Origin of the sequence: Psychrobacter sp. I-STPA6b, assembly GCF_020662265.1 — a bacterium.
Classification (GTDB): domain Bacteria; phylum Pseudomonadota; class Gammaproteobacteria; order Pseudomonadales; family Moraxellaceae; genus Psychrobacter.
Map to the genome: position 1 here is coordinate 157,645 of NZ_VEWM01000080.1, position 20,560 is coordinate 178,204.

General features: G+C 39.4%; 17 protein-coding genes. 12 read left to right on the top strand and 5 right to left on the bottom strand.

Annotation, left to right across the window (positions count from 1 at the left end; translation table 11 throughout):
* The first annotated feature begins 16 nt into the window (after positions 1–16).
* The 5 genes from FHK88_RS10535 to FHK88_RS10555 all read left to right on the top strand — a co-directional run bounded on the left by FHK88_RS10535 (position 17) and on the right by FHK88_RS10555 (position 5,351).
* Positions 17–1,696, top strand: coding sequence for a hypothetical protein (locus FHK88_RS10535; RefSeq protein WP_227430705.1), 1,680 nt, complete (start codon positions 17–19; stop codon positions 1,694–1,696).
* A gap of 245 nt (positions 1,697–1,941) precedes the next feature.
* Positions 1,942–2,811, top strand: a complete 870-nt coding sequence (gene nudC / locus FHK88_RS10540; protein ID WP_227430706.1) for an NAD(+) diphosphatase — start codon at positions 1,942–1,944, stop codon at positions 2,809–2,811.
* 137 nt (positions 2,812–2,948) lie between these two features.
* Positions 2,949–3,905 (top strand): RnfABCDGE type electron transport complex subunit B, encoded by a 957-nt coding sequence (locus tag FHK88_RS10545; RefSeq protein ID WP_227430707.1) that lies wholly within the window; start codon positions 2,949–2,951, stop codon positions 3,903–3,905.
* 91 nt (positions 3,906–3,996) lie between these two features.
* A complete protein-coding gene (gene nth / locus FHK88_RS10550) occupies positions 3,997–4,692 on the top strand; it encodes an endonuclease III (protein ID WP_227430708.1) in 696 nt (231 codons plus the stop codon).
* A gap of 65 nt (positions 4,693–4,757) precedes the next feature.
* On the top strand, positions 4,758–5,351 hold the full coding sequence (locus FHK88_RS10555; protein ID WP_227430709.1) for a DJ-1/PfpI family protein: 594 nt from the start codon (positions 4,758–4,760) through the stop codon (positions 5,349–5,351).
* Between the two features lie 77 nt (positions 5,352–5,428).
* Here the strand turns inward: FHK88_RS10555 and FHK88_RS10560 are convergent, their stop codons facing one another.
* Positions 5,429–5,875 carry a hypothetical protein gene (locus FHK88_RS10560; protein WP_227430710.1) on the bottom strand — a complete coding sequence of 149 codons (447 nt, stop codon included), beginning with the start codon at positions 5,873–5,875 and terminating at the stop codon, positions 5,429–5,431.
* Between the two features lie 233 nt (positions 5,876–6,108).
* Between FHK88_RS10560 and metK the strand changes: the two genes are divergently transcribed.
* The 4 genes from metK to FHK88_RS10580 all read left to right on the top strand — a co-directional run bounded on the left by metK (position 6,109) and on the right by FHK88_RS10580 (position 9,429).
* Positions 6,109–7,290: a methionine adenosyltransferase gene (metK, locus tag FHK88_RS10565; protein WP_227430711.1), complete on the top strand. Its 1,182-nt coding sequence runs from the start codon at positions 6,109–6,111 to the stop codon at positions 7,288–7,290.
* Positions 7,291–7,475: 185 nt separating this feature from the next.
* Positions 7,476–7,754 (top strand): DUF3144 domain-containing protein, encoded by a 279-nt coding sequence (locus tag FHK88_RS10570; protein WP_413680504.1) that lies wholly within the window; start codon positions 7,476–7,478, stop codon positions 7,752–7,754.
* A 56-nt stretch (positions 7,755–7,810) separates the two neighbouring features.
* Entirely contained in the window at positions 7,811–8,695 is an 885-nt protein-coding gene (locus FHK88_RS10575; RefSeq protein ID WP_227430713.1) for a YwqG family protein, read from the top strand.
* 59 nt (positions 8,696–8,754) lie between these two features.
* Positions 8,755–9,429 (top strand): metallophosphoesterase family protein, encoded by a 675-nt coding sequence (locus FHK88_RS10580; protein WP_227430714.1) that lies wholly within the window; start codon positions 8,755–8,757, stop codon positions 9,427–9,429.
* A gap of 69 nt (positions 9,430–9,498) precedes the next feature.
* Here FHK88_RS10580 and FHK88_RS10585 read toward each other — a convergent pair whose 3' ends face one another.
* The 3 genes from FHK88_RS10585 to FHK88_RS10595 form a co-directional block, all read right to left on the bottom strand.
* Positions 9,499–11,127 carry a BCCT family transporter gene (locus FHK88_RS10585; RefSeq protein WP_227430715.1) on the bottom strand — a complete coding sequence of 543 codons (1,629 nt, stop codon included), beginning with the start codon at positions 11,125–11,127 and terminating at the stop codon, positions 9,499–9,501.
* A gap of 537 nt (positions 11,128–11,664) precedes the next feature.
* Positions 11,665–12,393 carry an N-acetylmuramate alpha-1-phosphate uridylyltransferase MurU gene (gene murU / locus FHK88_RS10590; protein WP_264480661.1) on the bottom strand — a complete coding sequence of 243 codons (729 nt, stop codon included), beginning with the start codon at positions 12,391–12,393 and terminating at the stop codon, positions 11,665–11,667.
* Positions 12,394–12,458: 65 nt separating this feature from the next.
* A complete protein-coding gene (locus FHK88_RS10595) occupies positions 12,459–13,622 on the bottom strand; it encodes an aminoglycoside phosphotransferase family protein (protein WP_227430716.1) in 1,164 nt (387 codons plus the stop codon).
* 254 nt (positions 13,623–13,876) lie between these two features.
* Between FHK88_RS10595 and lptD the strand changes: the two genes are divergently transcribed.
* Entirely contained in the window at positions 13,877–16,993 is a 3,117-nt protein-coding gene (gene lptD / locus FHK88_RS10600) for an LPS assembly protein LptD (protein ID WP_227430717.1), read from the top strand.
* A gap of 139 nt (positions 16,994–17,132) precedes the next feature.
* Complete coding sequence (locus FHK88_RS10605) at positions 17,133–18,551, top strand: peptidylprolyl isomerase (protein ID WP_227430718.1); 1,419 nt, start codon at positions 17,133–17,135, stop codon at positions 18,549–18,551.
* Between the two features lie 228 nt (positions 18,552–18,779).
* On the opposite strand, the gene FHK88_RS10610 is transcribed toward FHK88_RS10605, so the two are convergent.
* Positions 18,780–19,550, bottom strand: a complete 771-nt coding sequence (locus FHK88_RS10610) for a M23 family metallopeptidase (RefSeq protein WP_227430719.1) — start codon at positions 19,548–19,550, stop codon at positions 18,780–18,782.
* 454 nt (positions 19,551–20,004) lie between these two features.
* Here FHK88_RS10610 and FHK88_RS10615 point away from each other — a divergent pair, with 454 nt between their 5' ends.
* Positions 20,005–20,424, top strand: coding sequence for an MCR_0457 family protein (locus FHK88_RS10615; protein ID WP_227430720.1), 420 nt, complete (start codon positions 20,005–20,007; stop codon positions 20,422–20,424).
* Positions 20,425–20,560 lie beyond the last annotated feature (136 nt).

The following is a 20,560-nucleotide window of genomic DNA, read 5'->3' on the forward strand; positions in this document are numbered from 1 at the left end:
TATTGGATCAACAATTATGCTAACTGCAAACAACGCCCCACAAGCTTTAAGTACAACCAACTTTGACTTACCATCCCTACATTTATTACGGCAAGAGATTGATACTGCACTTAAAGATGCAGAAACACATCTTAGCGAATTTAACGATGATGAGTCTCAAGCACCGCTACTACTAGACTCTATAGAAGTTATCACACAACTTGCCTCGGTTTTAGATCTTATCTCTTTAGATGGTGCAAGTGATCTTGCAGAAGTTATTGCTGTAAGTATGCAGTCATTATATGATGCAGGCGATAATACAGATCATGAGCTAATTTTAGACATCTCAGAAGGCATCATGACCTTAGACCGTTATATTGAGTTTGTACTATTAAAAGAGACTTTAGAGCCCAGCTTGTTAGTACCTGTTATCAACCGCCTCAATTTAGCTGTCGGTCGAGAACAAATCGATGAGAAAAACTTTAGCATTTACAGCCACTCAAGTGTTTCCATCGCAAATCCAGAACAGAACTATCAACCTCTATCTAAGCTAAAGCTTAATACTCAGCTACTCTCTACTGCATATCGTGCAGGACTTGAAGTCGCTCTATCAAAAAATGATGGTATCCTAAGTGAGCAAGAGCAACAAAAGCTATCAGGTATGGCTGAGGCTTGTGCCATTCCAGCACAGCAGTCAAACTGCTTATTTTGGCAATCTGCGGCCGCCGCAACACGCAATCTAAAAGACATTTTGCCACTATCAAATGCACAAAAACGCACATTAATCTATCTTGAGCAACAGTTCCATGACTATCTACCAGCAACAGATAAACGCTTTGCAGATTTAGTTAGCTTTGCTTGTAAACGAGAACATGAACTAGCTGAAAAGCTTAAAGAACAATATGCTGTTAACCGATTAAGTGATGAGCAACGTGAACAGATGAAGCGCTTCTTATTCGGTCCTAATCGTGAAGTAACCAACACATTAAATGAGCTAATCCAAGCAGAAATTAATGTAACTAAAGATAAAGTAGATGCCTTTGTACGAGCAGACAGTGCCAATCCATCACAGGATGATGTCTTAGAAATCTCACAAAAACTAGATAGCCTTGGTTCTGTCATGGCTTTATTAAGTCTGCCAAATGCCAGTCAAGCATTAAAATCAGCAGCAGAAGCAGTCAAACAATGGCAAACGCCAACACCTGAGGATTTTGACGCGCTATTAAGCTCATTGATGGTTGCTGAAAATGCGTCTATCCAAATGGCGAAGTCACACACACCTGGTGCGGTTAGATTACCTCTACACAACCCCAACATATCACTATATCAACTAGATACTTCTTACGAAACATTAGTTCGAGAAAGTCGCATTGCCATTGCCACAGTCGAGCAAGCCATCAATGAATATATTGCAGATGATCGTAAAGATATCCTAAATCTGCAAAATACACCACAGATGATTCGCCAAGTTGCTGGTGCTGTATTATTCCTAGGTCTAAAAGATGGTGCTAATATGCTGACTCGTCTTGCTAACTATATGGACAGTCATGTTGTCAATGACAGCAATGTCGTTAGCTCTGAGTCTCTATCTTATATTGCCGATGTTATGATGGCAATTGATCATCATTTAGAAGGGCTAGAGCATACTCATCCAGTAGGTACACAAGCAATGACGATAGGTCATCGTAGTCTAAATAAACTAATGGCTGTTGCTTAATCGTACATAAGTACTAAGACCTAAAGATGATTAGTGTTACTTAGTTATCTCCGACCAAGGTTTTAAGTTAAAAAGCTTGATAATTTTAAAAATAGGCTGATATCTAGTTGATGTCAGCCTATTTCACTTATTTCAACTTATTCCATATATGTTCGAAGAAGACTAAAACAACGACACCTTGGTAACAGCGTCACTGTTTAGTAGTTCTTTGACCATATTTTTTATACTTTTATTGGATATCAATCGTGCCTACGTCAACTACCCAACTTTCAAAAACCCAGCCTGCCAATACCATTATCTTTAAACAAGATACGGTTTTATGCTTACCTACGAAGTCAGGTTATAGCCCCTATATTGCCTCATTACCCATATTTAAATCATCACAAGGTAGTGTCGCTTTGAATCTGTCTCAAATTGGGGCTAAAGATATGGGAGCTTTTACTCAGGTAAGTCAGGCCATCACCACTACCTTTGCTAAAAAACAGGGTATTACTTGGGATAGTAATGCTCAATTTGTACCTTATCGAGACTTGTTAACTCAGCTTACTGTTAATGAAATCACGGCCATTACCCATGCCATGCAACTATTACGCTGGCAAGATGAAACCCAGTTTTGTAGTCGCTGTGCCACAGCCGTTGAGCAACACTCTAGCGGTGAACCTGCGATGGTCTGCCCTAGCTGTCATTTGCACCAATATCCACGTATTCAGCCTTGTGTGATTATCGCCATTACTCGCACCAATCCTACCACCCACCAACCACAAATTTTGCTTGCTCATCATCACCGCCATAGTAGCCCAGAGCAAAGCCCATTGTATGCCTTGATTTCAGGCTTTGTGGAAGTGGGAGAAAGCCTTGAACAAGCCATACACCGTGAAGTGATGGAGGAAGTTGGCGTATCCATTAATAATATCCGCTATATTGACAGTCAACCGTGGCCTTATCCGTCCAATCTAATGCTGGGTTTTATTGTCGATTATGAGTCAGGGGATATTACCATTGAGCAAGCAGAGCTAAGCGATGCGAAATTTTTTGATGTTAATAATCTGCCTAGAGTTCCTGATAAAGGCACAATTGCTCGGCAGTTAATTGATATGGTGGTTCAAACATGCTAACAGCTAGTAACTCTTAGCTCACCATTTTTCTTTCAGTTTCTGTTATATTGCAATTTCTGTTATAATCTGATGTTTTCTAGCCATGCACCTTACTGTAAGCTCGCTACGCCAGAACCCAAATCATATAAAGTTATGTTATGCCCAATAACACAGATGCAGATACCATCACAACCTTAAACCTACCTACACATACAAGCACTGCAAATAATGCACAAAGTGCTAATAGTGAGCGTTGTGAGCAAAACTCACTAGGCTTGATTCGTCTGCAAAATCTACCCATTTTGTTTGACGAACTGCAACTATCGCAAGCCTCTTTAGACCAACAGCAACTTATCGCCCAAATAGATGCTTGCCTACCACAAACCCAATGTGGACTGTGCGACCACCCTGATGGTTGTTTGCCTTATGCCACCGCCATTGTCATGCAAAATGAGGTACATAATAAATGCGTCCCTGGTGGGCAACCTGTCAGTGACCATATTGCCGATATATTAGGGCGTTCTTACCTTGAAGCAGTCCCTTCCAAATGGCAGACCAATCCAGATACCCAACGTCCCACTGAAGTACGAGCCATCATTCGTGAAGATGACTGTATTGGCTGTACCAAATGTATCCCTGCCTGCCCTGTTGATGCCATCGTTGGTACTGGCAAACACATGCACACCATTTTTACTGACCTATGTACTGGCTGTGAGCTTTGCCTGCCCCCCTGCCCTGTTGATTGCATTGACTTAGTAGAAATTGAGCGAGCACCAAGTGAACAAGAACGGATGGCAGAACAAAGCCATTTACGGGGTCGTTACCACACTCACCTAAACCGAGTTGCCAAGCAAATGCAGGACAAAGCCAACGCCAAACCTGTGGTCAGTATGGTACAAGCCAAACTGAACAACGCTACCAGTCAAAGCATTGATATTGACGAGGCACAAGCCAAAAACACCATTGAGCAAGCCAAACTACGCACCAAAATCAAAAAACTGCAAAAACAGCTATCGGTGCGTGCCAATCCCAAAAAACAAGCCGAACTTGAGCAACTGCAAGCACAGCTAGAGCAAATCGAAAAGTCGTCAATTCCAATAGGTGAAATAGGTTAACTTAAATAAAATAGCCAGATAGCTTTTTTAGTTAAGTGAGCCTCATCATTTTACCCTTTAATTAGCCAACTCAACTGTATAATAAATCCTTATGAGTAAAGCCGTTAAACACAAGACCGCCGATACCCCACCATCAAGACGTATGGCAAATGCTAAAGTACGTCCTTTTTTTCAAAAACTGGCTGATACCATTGATGAGCCTGTCACCGAGCTTGAATATAACAGCACTTTTGAGCTGTTAATTGCGGTGATACTCTCTGCTCAAGCCACCGATGTCAGCGTCAATATTGCCACTCGCAAACTGTTCCCTGTTGCTAATACCCCTGAGAGCATTTTGGCATTGGGTGAAGACGGCTTAAAGGAATATATCAAAACCATCGGACTATATAATGCCAAAGGCAAAAACATCATCAAAACTTGCCAGATGTTAATTGATAAGCATAACAGCCAAGTACCTGAAACTCGCAAAGAGCTTGAAGCACTGGCAGGGGTCGGACGCAAAACCGCCAATGTGGTGCTAAATACTGCCTTTGGTCAACCAACAATGGCGGTGGATACACATATTTTTCGGGTGAGTAATCGCACAGGATTGGCAACAGGCAAAACGGTATTGGCGGTAGAAAAAAAGTTGCTTGAGCGTGTTCCAGAAGAATTTATTGTTGACGCTCACCATTATTTGATATTACATGGACGTTATACGTGCCAAGCCCGTACGCCAAAATGTGGGGCGTGTCCTGTCTATGAAGAATGTATGTTTAAGGATAAGGCAGAGTTTGTGGAAGTATAGGTTTATAAAGGATAGATTTTTAAAAGTTAGAAAAATAAACAAATTGCTCAAAAAAAGAATTCTCTATGCAAACCCTCACTGCCTTAGTTTTTGATGACTTTGAAACCCTCGATTTATATGGGGTCATTGAAATGTTCGGTAGATTGCCTGAGCATTATCGTATCCAATTTGCCTCACTCTCAGGTGGTATCATTCATAACCAACATAATGTTACCTTAACCACCACAGCCATTGATAACCTAGAATATGCAACCGATATTTTATTGGTCATTGGTGGTCAAAGCACACGACAACTGGTAAATGATAAACAGTTTTTACAAGCCCTAACCTATCTTGCTAAAAATGCTGATTGGATACTGAGTGTCTGTACTGGCAGTGCGTTGTTGGCAAAAGCAGGGCTATTAGATGGCAAACAAGCCACCTCAAATAAACGCGCTTGGCAATGGGTCATCAGTCAATCATCACAAGTAAACTGGGTTGCTCAAGCTCGCTGGGTAGTTGATGGCAAATTTTATACCTCATCAGGGGTCAGTGCTGGTATGGATATGGCATTGGGATTTATTGCTGATAGACACGGCTTAGATATCGCCCGCCAAGTTGCTTATGACATTGAATATCGCTGGAATGAAGACAGCCTACAAGATGAGTTTTACCAGTGAGATAAAATGATACATCTCCAAAGTCATTGCAACGAACTCAGATATTAAAATGAAATAAAGACTTTCAAAGTTCAAGCCTACATCATATTTCTACTACCACCCTGATATACAATATCCCCTTGATACGCAATGATGGGTGGACTAATTTGCATTTTAGCTTTCATTGCTCCTGTCATAATCATCTCAATAATAGCTTTTTGCTCTATTTTTGTCAGCCCTCCTGCTAACTCCTCTAATACATCTACAAATATATAATTAACAAAGCGATTTCTTTTATTAAACTTCCTAAATAAATCGGTCATCACTTTCACACTTAATTCAAAATCAGCAATTATAAGACGAGGATTACTAAAATCTGCCAAAGTATCATGTGTTTGTTGGATACCTTCTTTTTTGTATAAAGTCGCCGTTATTTTATTAAAAGATAACTGTATATGATAAACATCAGGTTTCACCAGCCTCAGTAACCACGAAGGCGTATCTGTCATTGCTTCCAACCTTGCATCATAATCCTTTTTTTGCATAACAAAACTCTTTAAATATATATTTGTCATCATCATAGCAAGCTTTAACAGTAAATAGCATGTGTGTTGAGATAACTTATCATTAGCTTGAATCGCTTTCAGTGGAATTTATGCTCTATTCAGAGTAAAATAGGGCAATTTTTCTTATAAAATATAACGATGGTTTGCGACCCTTTTACATTAAGCTTGCATTAAAACAACCATCAAAATCAACCAATTAAGCGACTTACCTTATGCGTGATTACCAACTGTTTACCTCTGAATCTGTTAGTGAAGGTCATCCTGATAAAATGGCTGACCAAATATCCGATGCCCTACTTGATGCCATTTTGCGTGAAGATTTACACGCTCGTGTTGCCTGCGAAACCTTGGTAAAAACAGGGGCAGTTGTACTGGCAGGTGAGATTTCGACGACAGCTAATGTTGATATTGAGCGTATCGTACGTGACACTGTTAAAGGTATTGGTTATCAGCATTCAGACTTAGGCTTTGATGGTGAAACCTGTGCAGTGATTAACATGATTGGTAAACAATCACCAGAGATTGCACAAGGGGTGGACCGTAGTAATCCTGAAGACCAAGGGGCTGGCGACCAAGGTTTAATGTTTGGTTATGCCAGTAACGAAACCGAAGTACTCATGCCAGCACCGATTGAGTTTGCACATCGCTTGATGGAGCGTCAATCTGAGCTTCGTCGCTCAGGACAACTACCTTGGTTACGCCCTGATGCTAAAGCTCAAGTGACCCTAAAATATGATGGTGATAAACCTGCCAGTATTGATGCGGTGGTGTTATCTACCCAACATGACCCCAGTATTTCACAAAAAGACTTGCAAGAAGCAGTGATGGAAGAAATCATTAAGCAAGTTATTCCTACACATCTATTACATACTGATACCCGTTATCATATTAATCCAACAGGTAAATTTGTCATCGGTGGTCCTGTTGGTGATGCAGGCTTAACAGGTCGCAAAATCATCGTTGATACTTACGGCGGTATGGCTCGTCATGGTGGCGGTGCATTTAGTGGCAAAGACCCTTCAAAAGTTGACCGCAGTGCTGCCTATGCAGGACGTTATGTTGCCAAAAATATTGTGGCTGCAGGACTTGCTGACCGTTGTGAAGTACAAGTAAGCTATGCCATTGGTGTTGCTGAACCCACCTCCATTTCAGTCAATACCTTTGGCACAGGCAAAATCAGCACAGATGCCATCATTGAGTTAATCCGTCAGCATTTTGACCTGCGTCCTTACGGTATCACTCGTATGCTCAACTTATTACAGCCTATGTATCAACAAACAGCCACTTATGGGCATTTTGGTCGTCAAGGCAGCGATACTGCCTTCACTTGGGAAAAAACCGATAGAGCTGAACTGTTAAGAGCTGATGCAGGTATTAATTCACTTCCTGATTGATACTTTATTAACCTTAATGATGAATAATAAAAACTGGATATGATAAAATCTATCCAGTTTTTTTGTGTCTAAATTTACCCCATTTAATCACTTAGTAGAAGGATAAAGCCATGAGTGAACAAAACCCAAATAGCCAAAACCTTAAAAAAGAAGAACATCAAACTGCCGTTGAGATTACCCCAGAAATGCAGGCATTTTATCAACGTGCTGATGCCATCATTGAGCTGGCAAATAGTCAACTAAGTCCTGACTCTCATTCTGGTCAAGTCGGTGCATCACTACTTTATGCCGCCGCCCGTTATAGTGCTTCGGTGGCTTCTATTGGCTTTGTAAAAGGTGATGACCTGCGCAAAGAAAAAGAAGAAATCATTGATTTTTATGCCAAACAGTATCGACAAATGCTGAGCGATAACTTAGAGGATTATGCCCAAAACTTTGATAAATACGTGCAATTAAACAAGTAGGCAGATAAACACAATAGATTACTGACCTTACTAAACTTCATAACAAGGAAGTTATTATGAGCAACCAAGAAAATCTAGCCAAATTACCTGCCCCTATGCAAGCCTTGCTTGAGCAAAGTAAAGTAAATATAGTTTCTATGAGCTTGCAAAAAGTGGATAAAGAGTTGCCCCTAACCGCCAGTAAAGTTGGGGGATTTGGCTACCTACCAGAAAATGAATCTTATCCAAGCAAAGCTAATGGCACACCACTGGCTTTATTGGCACAGATTAATTTTGCTGAAATAGCTGATGCGGTGGATTTATCACAACTGCCACAACCTTTGCCTGAATCAGGAATTTTACAGATTTATATTGATGGTGAAGATGACTTATATGGCGCAGATTTCGACAACCCTTTTCCCAGTGAAGCCTATCAAGTACGCTTTTGGCAAGATATAACACTGCCAATTGACCAAACAGCTTTGGAGCAAGCAAAAGCTGAGCTTGGGAAATTAGCCAGTGAGAATGACGACTATTATTTGCCATTTAACCATACCGATGAGCTTGCCATTACATTTAAAAAAGAAGGTCAACCTTGTACAATCAATTGTCATGAGTTTGGAAAATATGCAAAAAATATTGATGTATTAAAAGACAAAGGTATATGGCAATATTTTGAAGAAAGCCAGATAGAAAATCCAGATGATGTTTATCAAACCTATACTGATTTTACCCATATAGGAAATGGACATCAATTACTAGGATATCCTGATTTTGCCCAAGAAGATCCTCGTGAAGATACTGAAGGATTACAACAGCATATATTATTCTTACAAATTGACAGTGATTTTAAAGCTGATATCTGCTGGGGAGATGCTGGCGTTGCCAATTTCTTTATTACCCCTGATGAGTTAAAGAACAAAGACTTTAGTCGCTTGGTTTATAATTGGGATTGCTGTTAAAAACCTATTTGTAAATTTAACTGCTAACTTTTTTATATATCCAGTTAAAAGGAAAACTGATGTCTCGCACCTTTGCCATTGGTGATATTCATGGTTGCCTAACCCTACTAGAATCACTATTAGCCCATATTCAGCCTACTCAAGAGGATACCTTGATATTTTTGGGGGATATGGTAGATAGAGGTGAAGATAGCAAGGGTGTTTTAGACTGTGTGATGAGTCTTGAAAAACAGTGCCATGTCATTGTCATTAAAGGCAACCATGAAGAGATGATGCTGGGCAGTATGAGTGATAAAGAAACAGCAAAGTTTTGGCTACGTTATGGTGGCTTAGAGGCAATGCAGTCATTTGGATTAGAGCCAAGCCTTGAACAGATAACCAATATCCCTTTTAAATATAAATTCTGGCTTGAGTCACTGCGCAATTATTATGAAACGGCAGATTTTATCTTTTGCCATGCCACCCCCAAAGCTGATATCAGTATAGAAAAACAAGGCGATGAAGGCTGGCGTTGGCGAAAACTTAGAAAAGCTGATAGCAGGCACATTTCAGGAAAAACCATCATTTGTGGTCATAGTGAGCAGCGAGATGGTCAGGTCAAGCAACAAGAAGGAATTATCTGTATTGATACCTTTGCCTATGGCTGTAGGGTATTAACTGCATTGCAAGTTGAAACCCAAACAGCGTGGCAAGTTAAGTCAGATGGCAGTTGTGAAAAGGTTTTACTCATATAAAAAATCCCCCAGTATATTGATACTAGGGGATTTTTTATGTGTATTTATAGACTGTTGATGACTCCCAAATTAATCACCTTCGACAATCTTTGGCGGTCCTTTTAATAAATGCTCATCAACAAACTCATCTGCTGAATTATGCTCTGCGGACTCATCGGTAATATAACGCTGTTTATTGCGATACAACACCAGACGGTCTCGACCTAATGCTCGTAACAATGCATACATCATCACCAGCACTACGATAGCAAATGGGAAACCTGCAACAATGGCTGCAGCTTGCAATGCTCCCAAACCACCAGCCGCTAATAAGATAGCAGCAATCACACCTTCTGTGGATGCCCAGAATAAGCGCTGAATCTTAGGTGGATTGGTATCACCACCTGCCGTTAGCATGTCGATGACAAAGCTGGCAGAGTCAGATGAAGTCACAAACCAAAGCATAATCATCACAACAATTAATAAAGTAATCGGCTTAGTCAATGGATAGTATTCGACCAACTTAAAGATGGCACTACCATAATCATTCTGTACCGCTTCAACCAAGCCATAGTTACCTAAAAGCTCCATATGCACAGCGACACCACCAAATACGGTAAACCAGAAGAATAAAATGGTCATTGGTATCAATAGTACACCCAATGTAAACTCACGAATGGTACGACCACGGCTAATACGTGCAATAAATACACCCACAAATGGTGACCAACTTACCCACCATGCCCAATAGAAAATTGTCCATGATGACTGCCAATCTGTCCCACTATAAGCCTCATTCCAAAATCCGAGTGGCACAATACTTGTCATATAATTGCCGATATTTTCGACAAAACTATCAATGATATATTGTGTTGGTCCTAATACGACCATAAAGCCTAATAAGATAACTGTTAGAAAAATATTGATATCACTTAAACGCTTAATACCTTTATCGAGTCCCATCATCACTGACAGTATCGCCATAAAAGTAATAAATGCAATTAAGCCAATCTGAACCCCTAGTGTATTAGGAAGACCAAACAGACTCTCAAAACCAGAGTTAATCTGCATCACACCTAACCCTAAGGAAGTGACCACACCAAACATCGTACCAAATACTGCTAAAACATCGACAGTATGCCCCCAGTTGCCATAGATTTTTTTACCAATCAAAGGATATAAGGTCGAACGGATAGACAATGGTAAACCACGACGATAATGAAAATATGCCAGTGCTAATGCAACGATGGTATAAATCGCCCACGCATGTAACCCCCAATGTAAAAAAGAGATATTCATCGCTTGCTTAGCCGCTTCTGCGGTTTCAGCCTCACCAATAGGTGGTGCCATAAAGTGATACAGAGGCTCTGCTGTTCCCCAGTATAATAGTCCAATACCAATACCAGCAGAAAACAGCATGCCAATCCATGAAGCTAAACTGTATTGAGGTGTCTCTGTTTGGTGACCTAAACGGATATCACCATAATGGCTCAAAGCCAGATAGACACACATCAATATAGCCAAATTCACTAAAATAATAAAAAACCAGCCAAACTTATCTGTAATAAATCCTTGGGCTGTCGTAAATAACGTGCCAGCTAACTCAGAGAACAATGCTCCAAAAATAATAAAGCCAACAATCAATATTGTAGATACAATAAACACAGGTTTACTCACCCGTGGAAAAGGCCCTAAACGACCAACTTTTACTTCATCCATTTCTTTACCTCTATGTTACGGAATCGTTACCATAGCAAGTTAGTCACAAGTTAGCAAATGTCATCCACAGTAAATATTAGCCAAACTTAATAGTATTCAAAATACCTTCTACTATTAACGCCTGAAAAAACTAGAAATTCACTGAATAATCAAAAAGTTATATATCATCTATTAAGAGCCATAGCGAATTTTTATGATAAAAAAATGATCATGACTGATAAAGCTAAAAATTAGAACTCTTAATAAATTTATGAACACTTAGAAACATGGTATTATCGGTTGTTTTTGAACGATAAAACTAATATAGATAGTGGATATAGATATTTTTTATCAACCTGAGTTGATAAAAAGAAAAGCTACTAATGATAAAAATTAGTAGCTAAATAAATGTTACAAGATAATGAAATGATTCATTCATAAAATTATCTAAATAATTTTATGAAAATCTTAGATGAGTTTCGATAATTACAAACAAAGAAAAATTACAAACCACCTCATAAAAAACATACTAGAAACAATATAGCAACATATAAACAACTAACAATGCCCCAAATGCTCCTTAGCACCATATTGTTCAATATAGTGATTCACTTGCTCTAACCTTTGCAGTGTTCCTACATCTATCCACTGATCATGGATAAGCTCAGCAGAAACTTGAAACGTTAACATCGCTTTTTTAAGCAACGGTGCCAAAGGCATTGCCTGTCCCATCACTTGACCTTGCAACAGTTTTGGCGTCATAACACTGATGCCAGAAAAGGTATACTTCTCACCATCACCAATGAGAGTCTCACTTGCCAAGCCATTTTGAATCGCAAAGTCTCCTTGTGGGTTATGGGCAGGATTCTGAATCATCAATAAATGTGCCATCTGATCAGCACGCAACTCATAATCAACCAATTGATGAAAATCATATGTCGTCCATACATCACCATTGACCAAGATAAATGGCGCATCCTGTAGCTTGCCAGCTTGTAAGGCATGAAAGATACCACCTGCTGTCTCTAAAGGCTCCCCCTCTTCAACTGACCAATGTAGGCGCACACCATATGCTGAACCATCACCCAACGCTTGCATCAGCTTATCTGCCAACCACGACACATTAATAGTGATATCAGTAATACCTGCTGCTTGTAATGCCTTAATATGCCAAACAATTAAAGGCTGACCACCAACTGTAACCAAAGGTTTTGGCGTTGTTTCTGTCAATGGTAACAGCCGTGTCCCCTTGCCAGCTGCCAAAATCATGGCTTGAGAAATAGACATAATAGTTCCTTCATTAATAATTTAATAATATTTACTTAGGCTAAATACAACACCTCAAAGATATGCTATAAAGTAAAACTTTGCTCATATATTGGAACAACGTCATTTTCTAACCACTGAGTAAATAATGTTAGTGCCTCACTTGCCTGAGTCTCTTCTTGCAACCAATTTAGTTCAAAACGTAAATCTTTCATTACTTTTGGAATATCTGCAAGATAACGCAACTTACCATCGCGTTGTGCCAAACGTACAAAAATCCCCAAAACTTTTAAGTGACGTTGCACACCCATCATATTGACATCTTGATAAAAGGTCTGCACATCATCAGCTGCTTGCAAACCAGCTTGTTTTTGCATCTTCCAAAAGTCTTCTATCCATTTTGAAATAGTCGACTCATCCCAATTCACATAAGCGTCTCTAACTAAAGAGACCAAATCATAGCTATAAGCACCAATAACCGCATCTTGAAAGTCAATCACACCCAGTTCTTCAGGGTTTTCTCTATCTAACATCAAATTACGACTATGATAATCACGATGCACCACCACTTGTGGTTGATTACGAATATTCTCTACCAACCATTGGGTCATCTGTCGCCATGCTTGCTGTATATGCTCGGGCATACTGATATTTAAATAAGGCAAAAACCAATCTGTAAATAATGCCATTTCCTCACAAAGTTTTTTATCATCATAATAGGGCAATTGTGCTTGCTCTTGTGCCACCTGAACAGACAACTCCTGCAAATCAATTAAAGTTTGCATTGCCCATTGATAGTACTCGTCAATGCTTTTATTTAACTGCTCGTTGACAGATACAGACACCTGTGGAAACTGACGCAATAAATGTGCAAACTCTGTTGTACCAAAATCTTGCAACACCAAAAATCCTTGCGATAAGTCTTTTGCAATAATGGTTGGCACATTAATCACTGAAGCAAAAACTTCATCTACTAATACAAACTCTGTAATGGATTCTTTTTCAGGTGGTGCATCCATAATAATATAGCGCACCTCTTCTACCACTTCTCCATCTATTGACTCAGTGGTTGGCGTCAGATATAAGCGATGATAACGACGGAAACTGGCATCTCCAGGTAATGACTCTAGACGAAATGGCTGGTCTACAAAGACTGATTGTAGCCAATCTGTTAGCTGTTGCACACGCTGAGTATGTAAATCAGCTTCTACAGAAAAATTACTAGAGGCTGATGAAGTATTTTGTGACATAAGATACCTTTATAATAATTGATACAGATACTGAATAAATGGTGAAGATGCTAATGCGTTTAATCTGATAAGCCAATCTGGTGACAAATACAGATAAAGTTTACACACTTAGGGTAACTTTAACCCCAAACAAAACTTGCAATTCTTTGACGATATTTTCAGTAATTTTGTAGTAGAATGCTGTCATAGTGTAGCTGATTTAGCATTTTTTGACTATGATATAGTCCTCTCGTTATCTATCCAATGAGGTACTTTTGTTTTACTCACCGCTTTACCACAGTATCCGACTCGCCTTAATGGCATTAAAAGTTAGTGCAGTAGGTCTACCCATCTCCTTACTTTTGATACCACCAAGCCATGCTCACGCTATGGACAGCACACTTGTGCCTAATGATACATCAAGTGACTTTTTAAGCCATGATGATAATGAGAATAACATACCAACCAATGGTTCAAATGACGACTTAAATGACTTAGTACTACGACAAAATAATAGCACCCCATCTAGTCAAGCGATACCTCAGCAATCTATGACAGCAGAAGCTGTTGATATTTCAACACCTATTACCTTAGTAGAAACATCTACTAACACAACACCCTATTCTGATGGACATTACCTGCAATCGGACAAATCGCAAATAGAGAACCATATTCAAGCTAACAGCACTGAAAACAACATTGCGACTAATACTGAAACTAACATCAATACAGACAAACAGCCATCGCCTATTCAACCATCAATACAACAACAAGCGTCACAAAAGATAACGCAACAACAAGCACTCGCCCAGTCACTATCTTCTGATGATGTTGTGCGTAGCTTAGAGCGGTTGGCAGAGTTTTATCAATTTAAACAACCAACTGACACCCCCTCAAGCGCAGATGCTTTAACCATCAGTGAAGAAACAACAACTTCAGAACTAGATACAAAAGATAGTACATTTAACCCTGTTATCGCACCAAATATCTATTACCGTCAACCTTATAGTAGCGGGCGCTGCCAAGGTGTGTGGGTCATACCCAAGCTACAATCAAACTATAAAAATGCCCTACAGCGTGCAGAGCAACAAGATGGACTTGTACTGCCTTACAATGATGCTGAAACAACTGCACCAAAAAACTCCGAACTGCCACTTTTTGCAGAAGCAGACTATGGCTATTATGACAACCTTTCTTATATTGAGCTTAGTGGAGATGTCAAAGTCATCCAAGGTGGGCAATATATTGAAGCAGATAAGCTGGTTTTTGATACCAATCAAGGTATTGGACAAGCACAAGGTGACGTGCTATTTACAGACAGTGCCTCATTTTTAGATACAGATACCACCACAAATACATCAGCAACAACGACTGATACTCAAAATAATAACGGCTTAATTGGCATTGCAGAACATTTAGCCTATAAGTCTGATGGACAAGCCACAGCACAAAATGTCGCCTTTGCAAGTATACCAATGCAGGCACATGGCTATGCTAAACAGCTCAATCATCCTGAAGAAAACCTGTACCAACTGGATAAAGTCATCTTTAGCACATGTCCACCGAATGACCGTAAATGGCAAATGGAAGCTCAACAAATCGACTTAGATACAGAGACAGGACGAGGAGAAGCATTTGATACCACATTTCGCCTAGGTAATGTGCCTATCTTTTATTTACCTTATTTTAACTTCCCCATTGACAGTCGTCGCAGTAGTGGCTTTTTATTACCTCGTGCCAGTATTGATACACAAAGTGGCGTTAAAGTCAGCGTTCCTTATTATTTCAATATTGCCCCTAACTATGATGCTACCCTGACCACACAAGTTTTTAGTAACCGTAATCCAATGTTAACAGGAGAGTTTCGTTATTTAACTGAGCATTATGGTCAAGGTGAACTAACAGCCTCTTACTTACCACATGATAAACAATATCATCATAAAGACCGCCAAGGGATATTTTTTCAGCATAACTGGGCATCTAGTGATATTGCTCATCTGACAGCTAATGCTGTATATAACTATGTTTCTGACTCAAAGTATCTTGATGACTTTGACGACTTAGGTACAACGAACAGTGACATTAACTTACCTCGTCGTGCAGAAGTTAATTATTACAATGATTACCTATCAGGACAGCTAAGAGTTGAAACTTTTCAAACCCTTGATGCTGTAGACTCTGATGGTAATCCTGTATTAGATAAAGATAAACCTTATTCGCGCTTACCTCAGTTAGCTATAGATTATCGTTTACCTTGGTTTAATAATCTAAATATTACTGGCACTCATAACTCTGCTTACTTTAAAAAATCTATTAATGATGGCTCTGAAAATGAAAAAAGTGGTGTCCGTGTCTATAATCAGCTTAGTGCCAGCTACCCACTACAACGTTCTTGGGGCTATATAACACCAAGTGTCAGCCTACAGCATCTATACACTGCCTATGATGAAACCAGCCGGCTAGATAACAACATTGCTAAAGATGATATTAGCCAGTCTGTATTTGTACCAAAATATAGTATCGATGCTGGCTTAACATTTTTCCAATCTGGCTCACCATTTCAGTGGTTTGATGACTCTTTAGGTGGCTACCAGCTACTTAGCCCACGCCTTAAATATGTCTACGCTCCCTACCGTGACCAAAACAACGTACCAAACTTTAATACTCGTATTGCCTCCATCAACTACTCACAGCTCTTTGCGGACAGCTGGTTTTTAGGTTACGATCGCCTAGCTGATAACCACTCTATTACACCAGGTATTAACTATCGTTACATCGACGCAATGGGCGTGACACGTTATGATGCTAGCATTGGACAGCAGATTTATCTAGATGATGCACGGGTTACCTTATCGGCTAATGCCCCTACATTTACGGGCTCAAACTCAGGAATTGTATGGAATAGTAGCGCCCAGCCCTACCAAAACTTCTGGTTTGACTTTAATGGCGCACTCAAACCTAACAATGACCTTAACTTTATCACCACCCAGATACGCTACCAACCAACACCACGCAGTCTATTTAATCTGGGCTATATTCAACGCCATAGCAACACCCTAACTAACCAATCTGCCTTATCTGCTATTACTGCCTCTACCGTCTTTCCAATCAATGATAAATGGCGATTACTGGCACAAGGGCAGTATGATAGTCGTAATCATAAAATGATTGACTCCTTTATTGGTGTCGACTATGAAGACTGCTGTTATGGATTTTCTATTTATGGGCGTAGCTATTATAATGACTTGAATGTTGATAAAGACCCAACACGTGCTATTATGGCTGAGTTTCGTATCAATGGATTCGGCAGTAACAGTGACAGTCGGATGACTCGCATACTGTCTAATAAGATACTGGGATTTGAGCCAGTTGATAAGTTTTGGAAAGAGTAAAGACTCTTTTAATAACTCCTAACTGTTTATAAAATGTTGCCTTAACAACAGATATTAATATTATATATCTTGAGCAACCAGCGATTATAGATTTAGATTTCTAACCACTTACATTGTACATAGGACGCAGATACTCATCATGATGACATTAACGAGCAAACTGACCCGTATCCCAAACCTTGCAACACATACAAAATATGCCTTATCACTGGCTATTAGTATCGGTATGCTAGGCTCATTCTCAGCGCATGCCGAAACCCAAGTAGACAACAACTCATCACTTCAAAATACGCAACCATCCGTTACTATAAACAATAGTAATGATGGTATTATTGCACTGGTCAACGACACCCCTATTTTAAAAAGCCAACTAACCTCAGCAGTACAACAAGCCCAACAGAATATCAGAGCATCTGGAGCTACACCACCTCCTCTAGCACAGCTACAAAATGAAGTCCTAAATGGACTTATCCTACGTGAGCTACAACTAGATATTATTCGACGTGCTGGTATACGTCCATCTGCTAATGCAGTCAATCAACGCTTACAAGCATTAGCACAATCACAAGGATTCAATAGCCTAGCAGAATTACAACAACGTCTCGATGCTCAACAACCTGGCCGTTACGCTCAAATACGTCAACAAATTATCGAAGAAGAATCACTGCGCGCGTTACAACAACGCCAAGTGATGAGTCGAGTTCATATCACTGACCAAGATATTGACGCTTATCTTGCCTCCCCAGAAGGCAAAAAGCTGGAACAAAGTGAATATCGTACCATTCATATCCGTATTCCTTATATTGATGATTACAGCCGAATTTCTGATCAACAGAAAGCCCAAGCACTACAAGTTGCTCAGCAAGTACGTACAGCGCTACAAAACACAGATGATGCACAGCAAGCCATTGAAGCTGTCAGTAATGACCCAAATATAAACTATCCTGTTCCACTACAAGGTGGCGATATGGGTTATCATCCAGCCGCAGGCTTACCTACTGAGCTGGCATCAACCATTGCAAACCTACCTATTGGCTCAGTCACTGAACCACAAATGACACCTCAAGGTATTGATATCATTAAACTAACAGATAAGCGTAATAGTGATGAGTTGGTTATTCCTCAGTGGCATGTCCGCCATATCCTTATCAAAACAGATGAACGCCAAAACGATGCTCTAGCACAGCAAAAAATCAATGATATCTATAACCAACTAAATCAAGGTAGTGACTTTGCCTCACTGGCTTCGACCTACTCAGATGATACTGGTTCTGCTGGACGTGGTGGAGATCTGGACTGGATATCTGCTGGAGATACTGTGCCAGCATTTGAAGAAGTCATGCAAAAAACACCTGTAGGAGAGATTTCAGCACCCTTCAAGTCACAGTTTGGCTGGCATATTCTACAAGTCACTGACTCGCGTAAAAAAGATGTTAGCGAGCAATATCGCCGCAACCTTGCTCGTGAAGCACTATTCCAACGCTTAGCCCCACAAGCACAAGAAGACTGGTTACAAGAACTAAAAGCAAATGCTTATATCAAAATTATTGGACAGTAAGTATCCACTTCTATTCAGTCTGTTCCTAATACATAATACCTAGATGCTCACTAAAAACAAACAGCCCAAGCTTATAGCTTGGGCTGTTTGTCTAAAAAGATACTGTTTTCATAGTGCTGACAATATGGTTATATAATCAAAGTAAATTTAGCCAATTTTTACATGAAAGCACAAAGTAGCTATATCCTGTATAAATACTAGCCTAACGGAGCAAAGGCTCAACCGAACCTAATAACTCAATACAGTCTTTGGATCTACAGGGCGACCATTACGACGTACCTGAAACTCTAATGCAACTTGATCGACACTACCTGAGTTACCCATCGTTGCGATACGTTGACCAGCCTGTACTTGCTCTCCTTCTTTAACCAATATTCGGTCATTGTGTGCATAGGCTGTCACATACTCACTATCATGCCTAATCATGACTAAGTTACCATACTCAAGTAAGCCATCACCTGTATATAGTACTGTTCCTGACTGACTAGCAACAACTGGATCGCCAATCTGCCCTGCAAACCACATACCCATAACACCTGTGTTACTATCATATTGATGAATCACAGCATTCGAAGTTGGATAACGGTAACCAGAGCTAGTAGTAGCTGATGTATTTGGTACTTGACGATTATGTGACTGCCCAGCTGTATGTCTGTTATTCACGACTGGACGTTGTCCCGAATTATCTTGCCACAGTTTAAGCCACTGACCAACATAAATCGTATATTGGCTATCTAAATGATTTAATTCTTTAATCTGTCCAATACTTAGCCCATAACGACCAGCAATTTGACTGACAGTATCACCTGCCCGTACATGATAATAATTTGGAACACCTCGCTCATTATTAACAATTGTTGGTGTTGGTTTCACATTTTGTGGTATTGGTGTCGCACATCCCGAAAATATGGCAACGGTTGCTAACACCAATGAATACACTCCTGCTTTATACCACGGTAGCATACTTGGACGCTTTAATTTGAATCGGTTGGTATACATAAACATATTACCTTAAATCTACATTATAAATTTACTAAAAATAATTTTAGAATCATAGAGCATCAAAAGTACCCATTAGACATATATTCATTTAAATATTACCACTGAATATTACACTGCAAATAATGTCTCATACTATTACCCTATTTCTTTGCATTCTCTCTCATAGTCACTTTACCGTGATGAACAAGGAAGTCAATATAATCCTGTTGATAATAACTGAAAAGATAACTTCCTGTTACACACAAACAAGTTTTATGCAAAATACCAGTAACGCACTAACTATAAGAAGCAATGACACCTTGATATATCGCACTACTGTTCTTCTTTTATGTTACGCACGCTTAATTTTAGGACACAATAACTCTACAAGTCTCCATAAAATTCATGTGACATTACTATACGTAATCATTATTATAGGTTCATCATTTATGGAAAAGTATGATGCGTAACCATGATTTTACAAAATAAATCTTTCCTGTCTCTTGGCCAATACCTTAGTATAGGCTTAACAGTCAGTATGATAACCATACTCTCACAGGCTGTACAAGCAGCAACACCAACTTTCGTTTCAGCAGACTTACTAGAAGTTAATTCTGCTACTCATAAAATTGCTGTATTACAAGTATTATCTGAAATTTGTCCACCAATGCTAAATACTCGTCAAAAACACGTGTTTTATCAAAGATATAATATAGAGTTACAAAAATTAATACCTAATATAGAAAACCCTCAAGCAGCATTACAGTATCTATCAACACAACAAGATTATAAAAATATACTTAGAAGTATTCGAATTTGGACCAAAGGTTATCCTTATCCAGCAGAAGAAAATAAAATATTATGTCAAGAGCTTGCCAGTGAAACTTTCTAAGTATCAAATCTTGGCCCTATTTAGAGCCATACTTTATTAGTTTTTTAATTATACTTCAATGATTGATGGTTATCATTAAATTTTCTTTTTGCTAGATAACAGTAGATTGAAATATTGGCATAAATATGCAATTAGC

Excerpts from the sequence above, each read along its gene's own strand:
- FHK88_RS10535 (WP_227430705.1), top strand. The coding sequence starts at position 17 with ATGCTAACTGCAAACAACGCCCCACAAGCTTTAAGTACAACCAACTTT.
- FHK88_RS10545 (WP_227430707.1), top strand. The coding sequence starts at position 2,949 with ATGCCCAATAACACAGATGCAGATACCATCACAACCTTAAACCTACCT.
- nth (WP_227430708.1), top strand. The coding sequence starts at position 3,997 with ATGAGTAAAGCCGTTAAACACAAGACCGCCGATACCCCACCATCAAGA.
- FHK88_RS10555 (WP_227430709.1), top strand. The coding sequence starts at position 4,758 with ATGCAAACCCTCACTGCCTTAGTTTTTGATGACTTTGAAACCCTCGAT.
- FHK88_RS10560 (WP_227430710.1), bottom strand. The coding sequence starts at position 5,875 with ATGCAAAAAAAGGATTATGATGCAAGGTTGGAAGCAATGACAGATACG.
- metK (WP_227430711.1), top strand. The coding sequence starts at position 6,109 with ATGCGTGATTACCAACTGTTTACCTCTGAATCTGTTAGTGAAGGTCAT.
- FHK88_RS10570 (WP_413680504.1), top strand. The coding sequence starts at position 7,476 with ATGCAGGCATTTTATCAACGTGCTGATGCCATCATTGAGCTGGCAAAT.
- FHK88_RS10575 (WP_227430713.1), top strand. The coding sequence starts at position 7,811 with ATGAGCAACCAAGAAAATCTAGCCAAATTACCTGCCCCTATGCAAGCC.
- FHK88_RS10580 (WP_227430714.1), top strand. The coding sequence starts at position 8,755 with ATGTCTCGCACCTTTGCCATTGGTGATATTCATGGTTGCCTAACCCTA.
- FHK88_RS10585 (WP_227430715.1), bottom strand. The coding sequence starts at position 11,127 with ATGGATGAAGTAAAAGTTGGTCGTTTAGGGCCTTTTCCACGGGTGAGT.
- murU (WP_264480661.1), bottom strand. The coding sequence starts at position 12,393 with ATGTCTATTTCTCAAGCCATGATTTTGGCAGCTGGCAAGGGGACACGG.
- FHK88_RS10595 (WP_227430716.1), bottom strand. The coding sequence starts at position 13,622 with ATGTCACAAAATACTTCATCAGCCTCTAGTAATTTTTCTGTAGAAGCT.
- FHK88_RS10605 (WP_227430718.1), top strand. The coding sequence starts at position 17,133 with ATGATGACATTAACGAGCAAACTGACCCGTATCCCAAACCTTGCAACA.
- FHK88_RS10610 (WP_227430719.1), bottom strand. The coding sequence starts at position 19,550 with ATGTATACCAACCGATTCAAATTAAAGCGTCCAAGTATGCTACCGTGG.
- FHK88_RS10615 (WP_227430720.1), top strand. The coding sequence starts at position 20,005 with ATGATTTTACAAAATAAATCTTTCCTGTCTCTTGGCCAATACCTTAGT.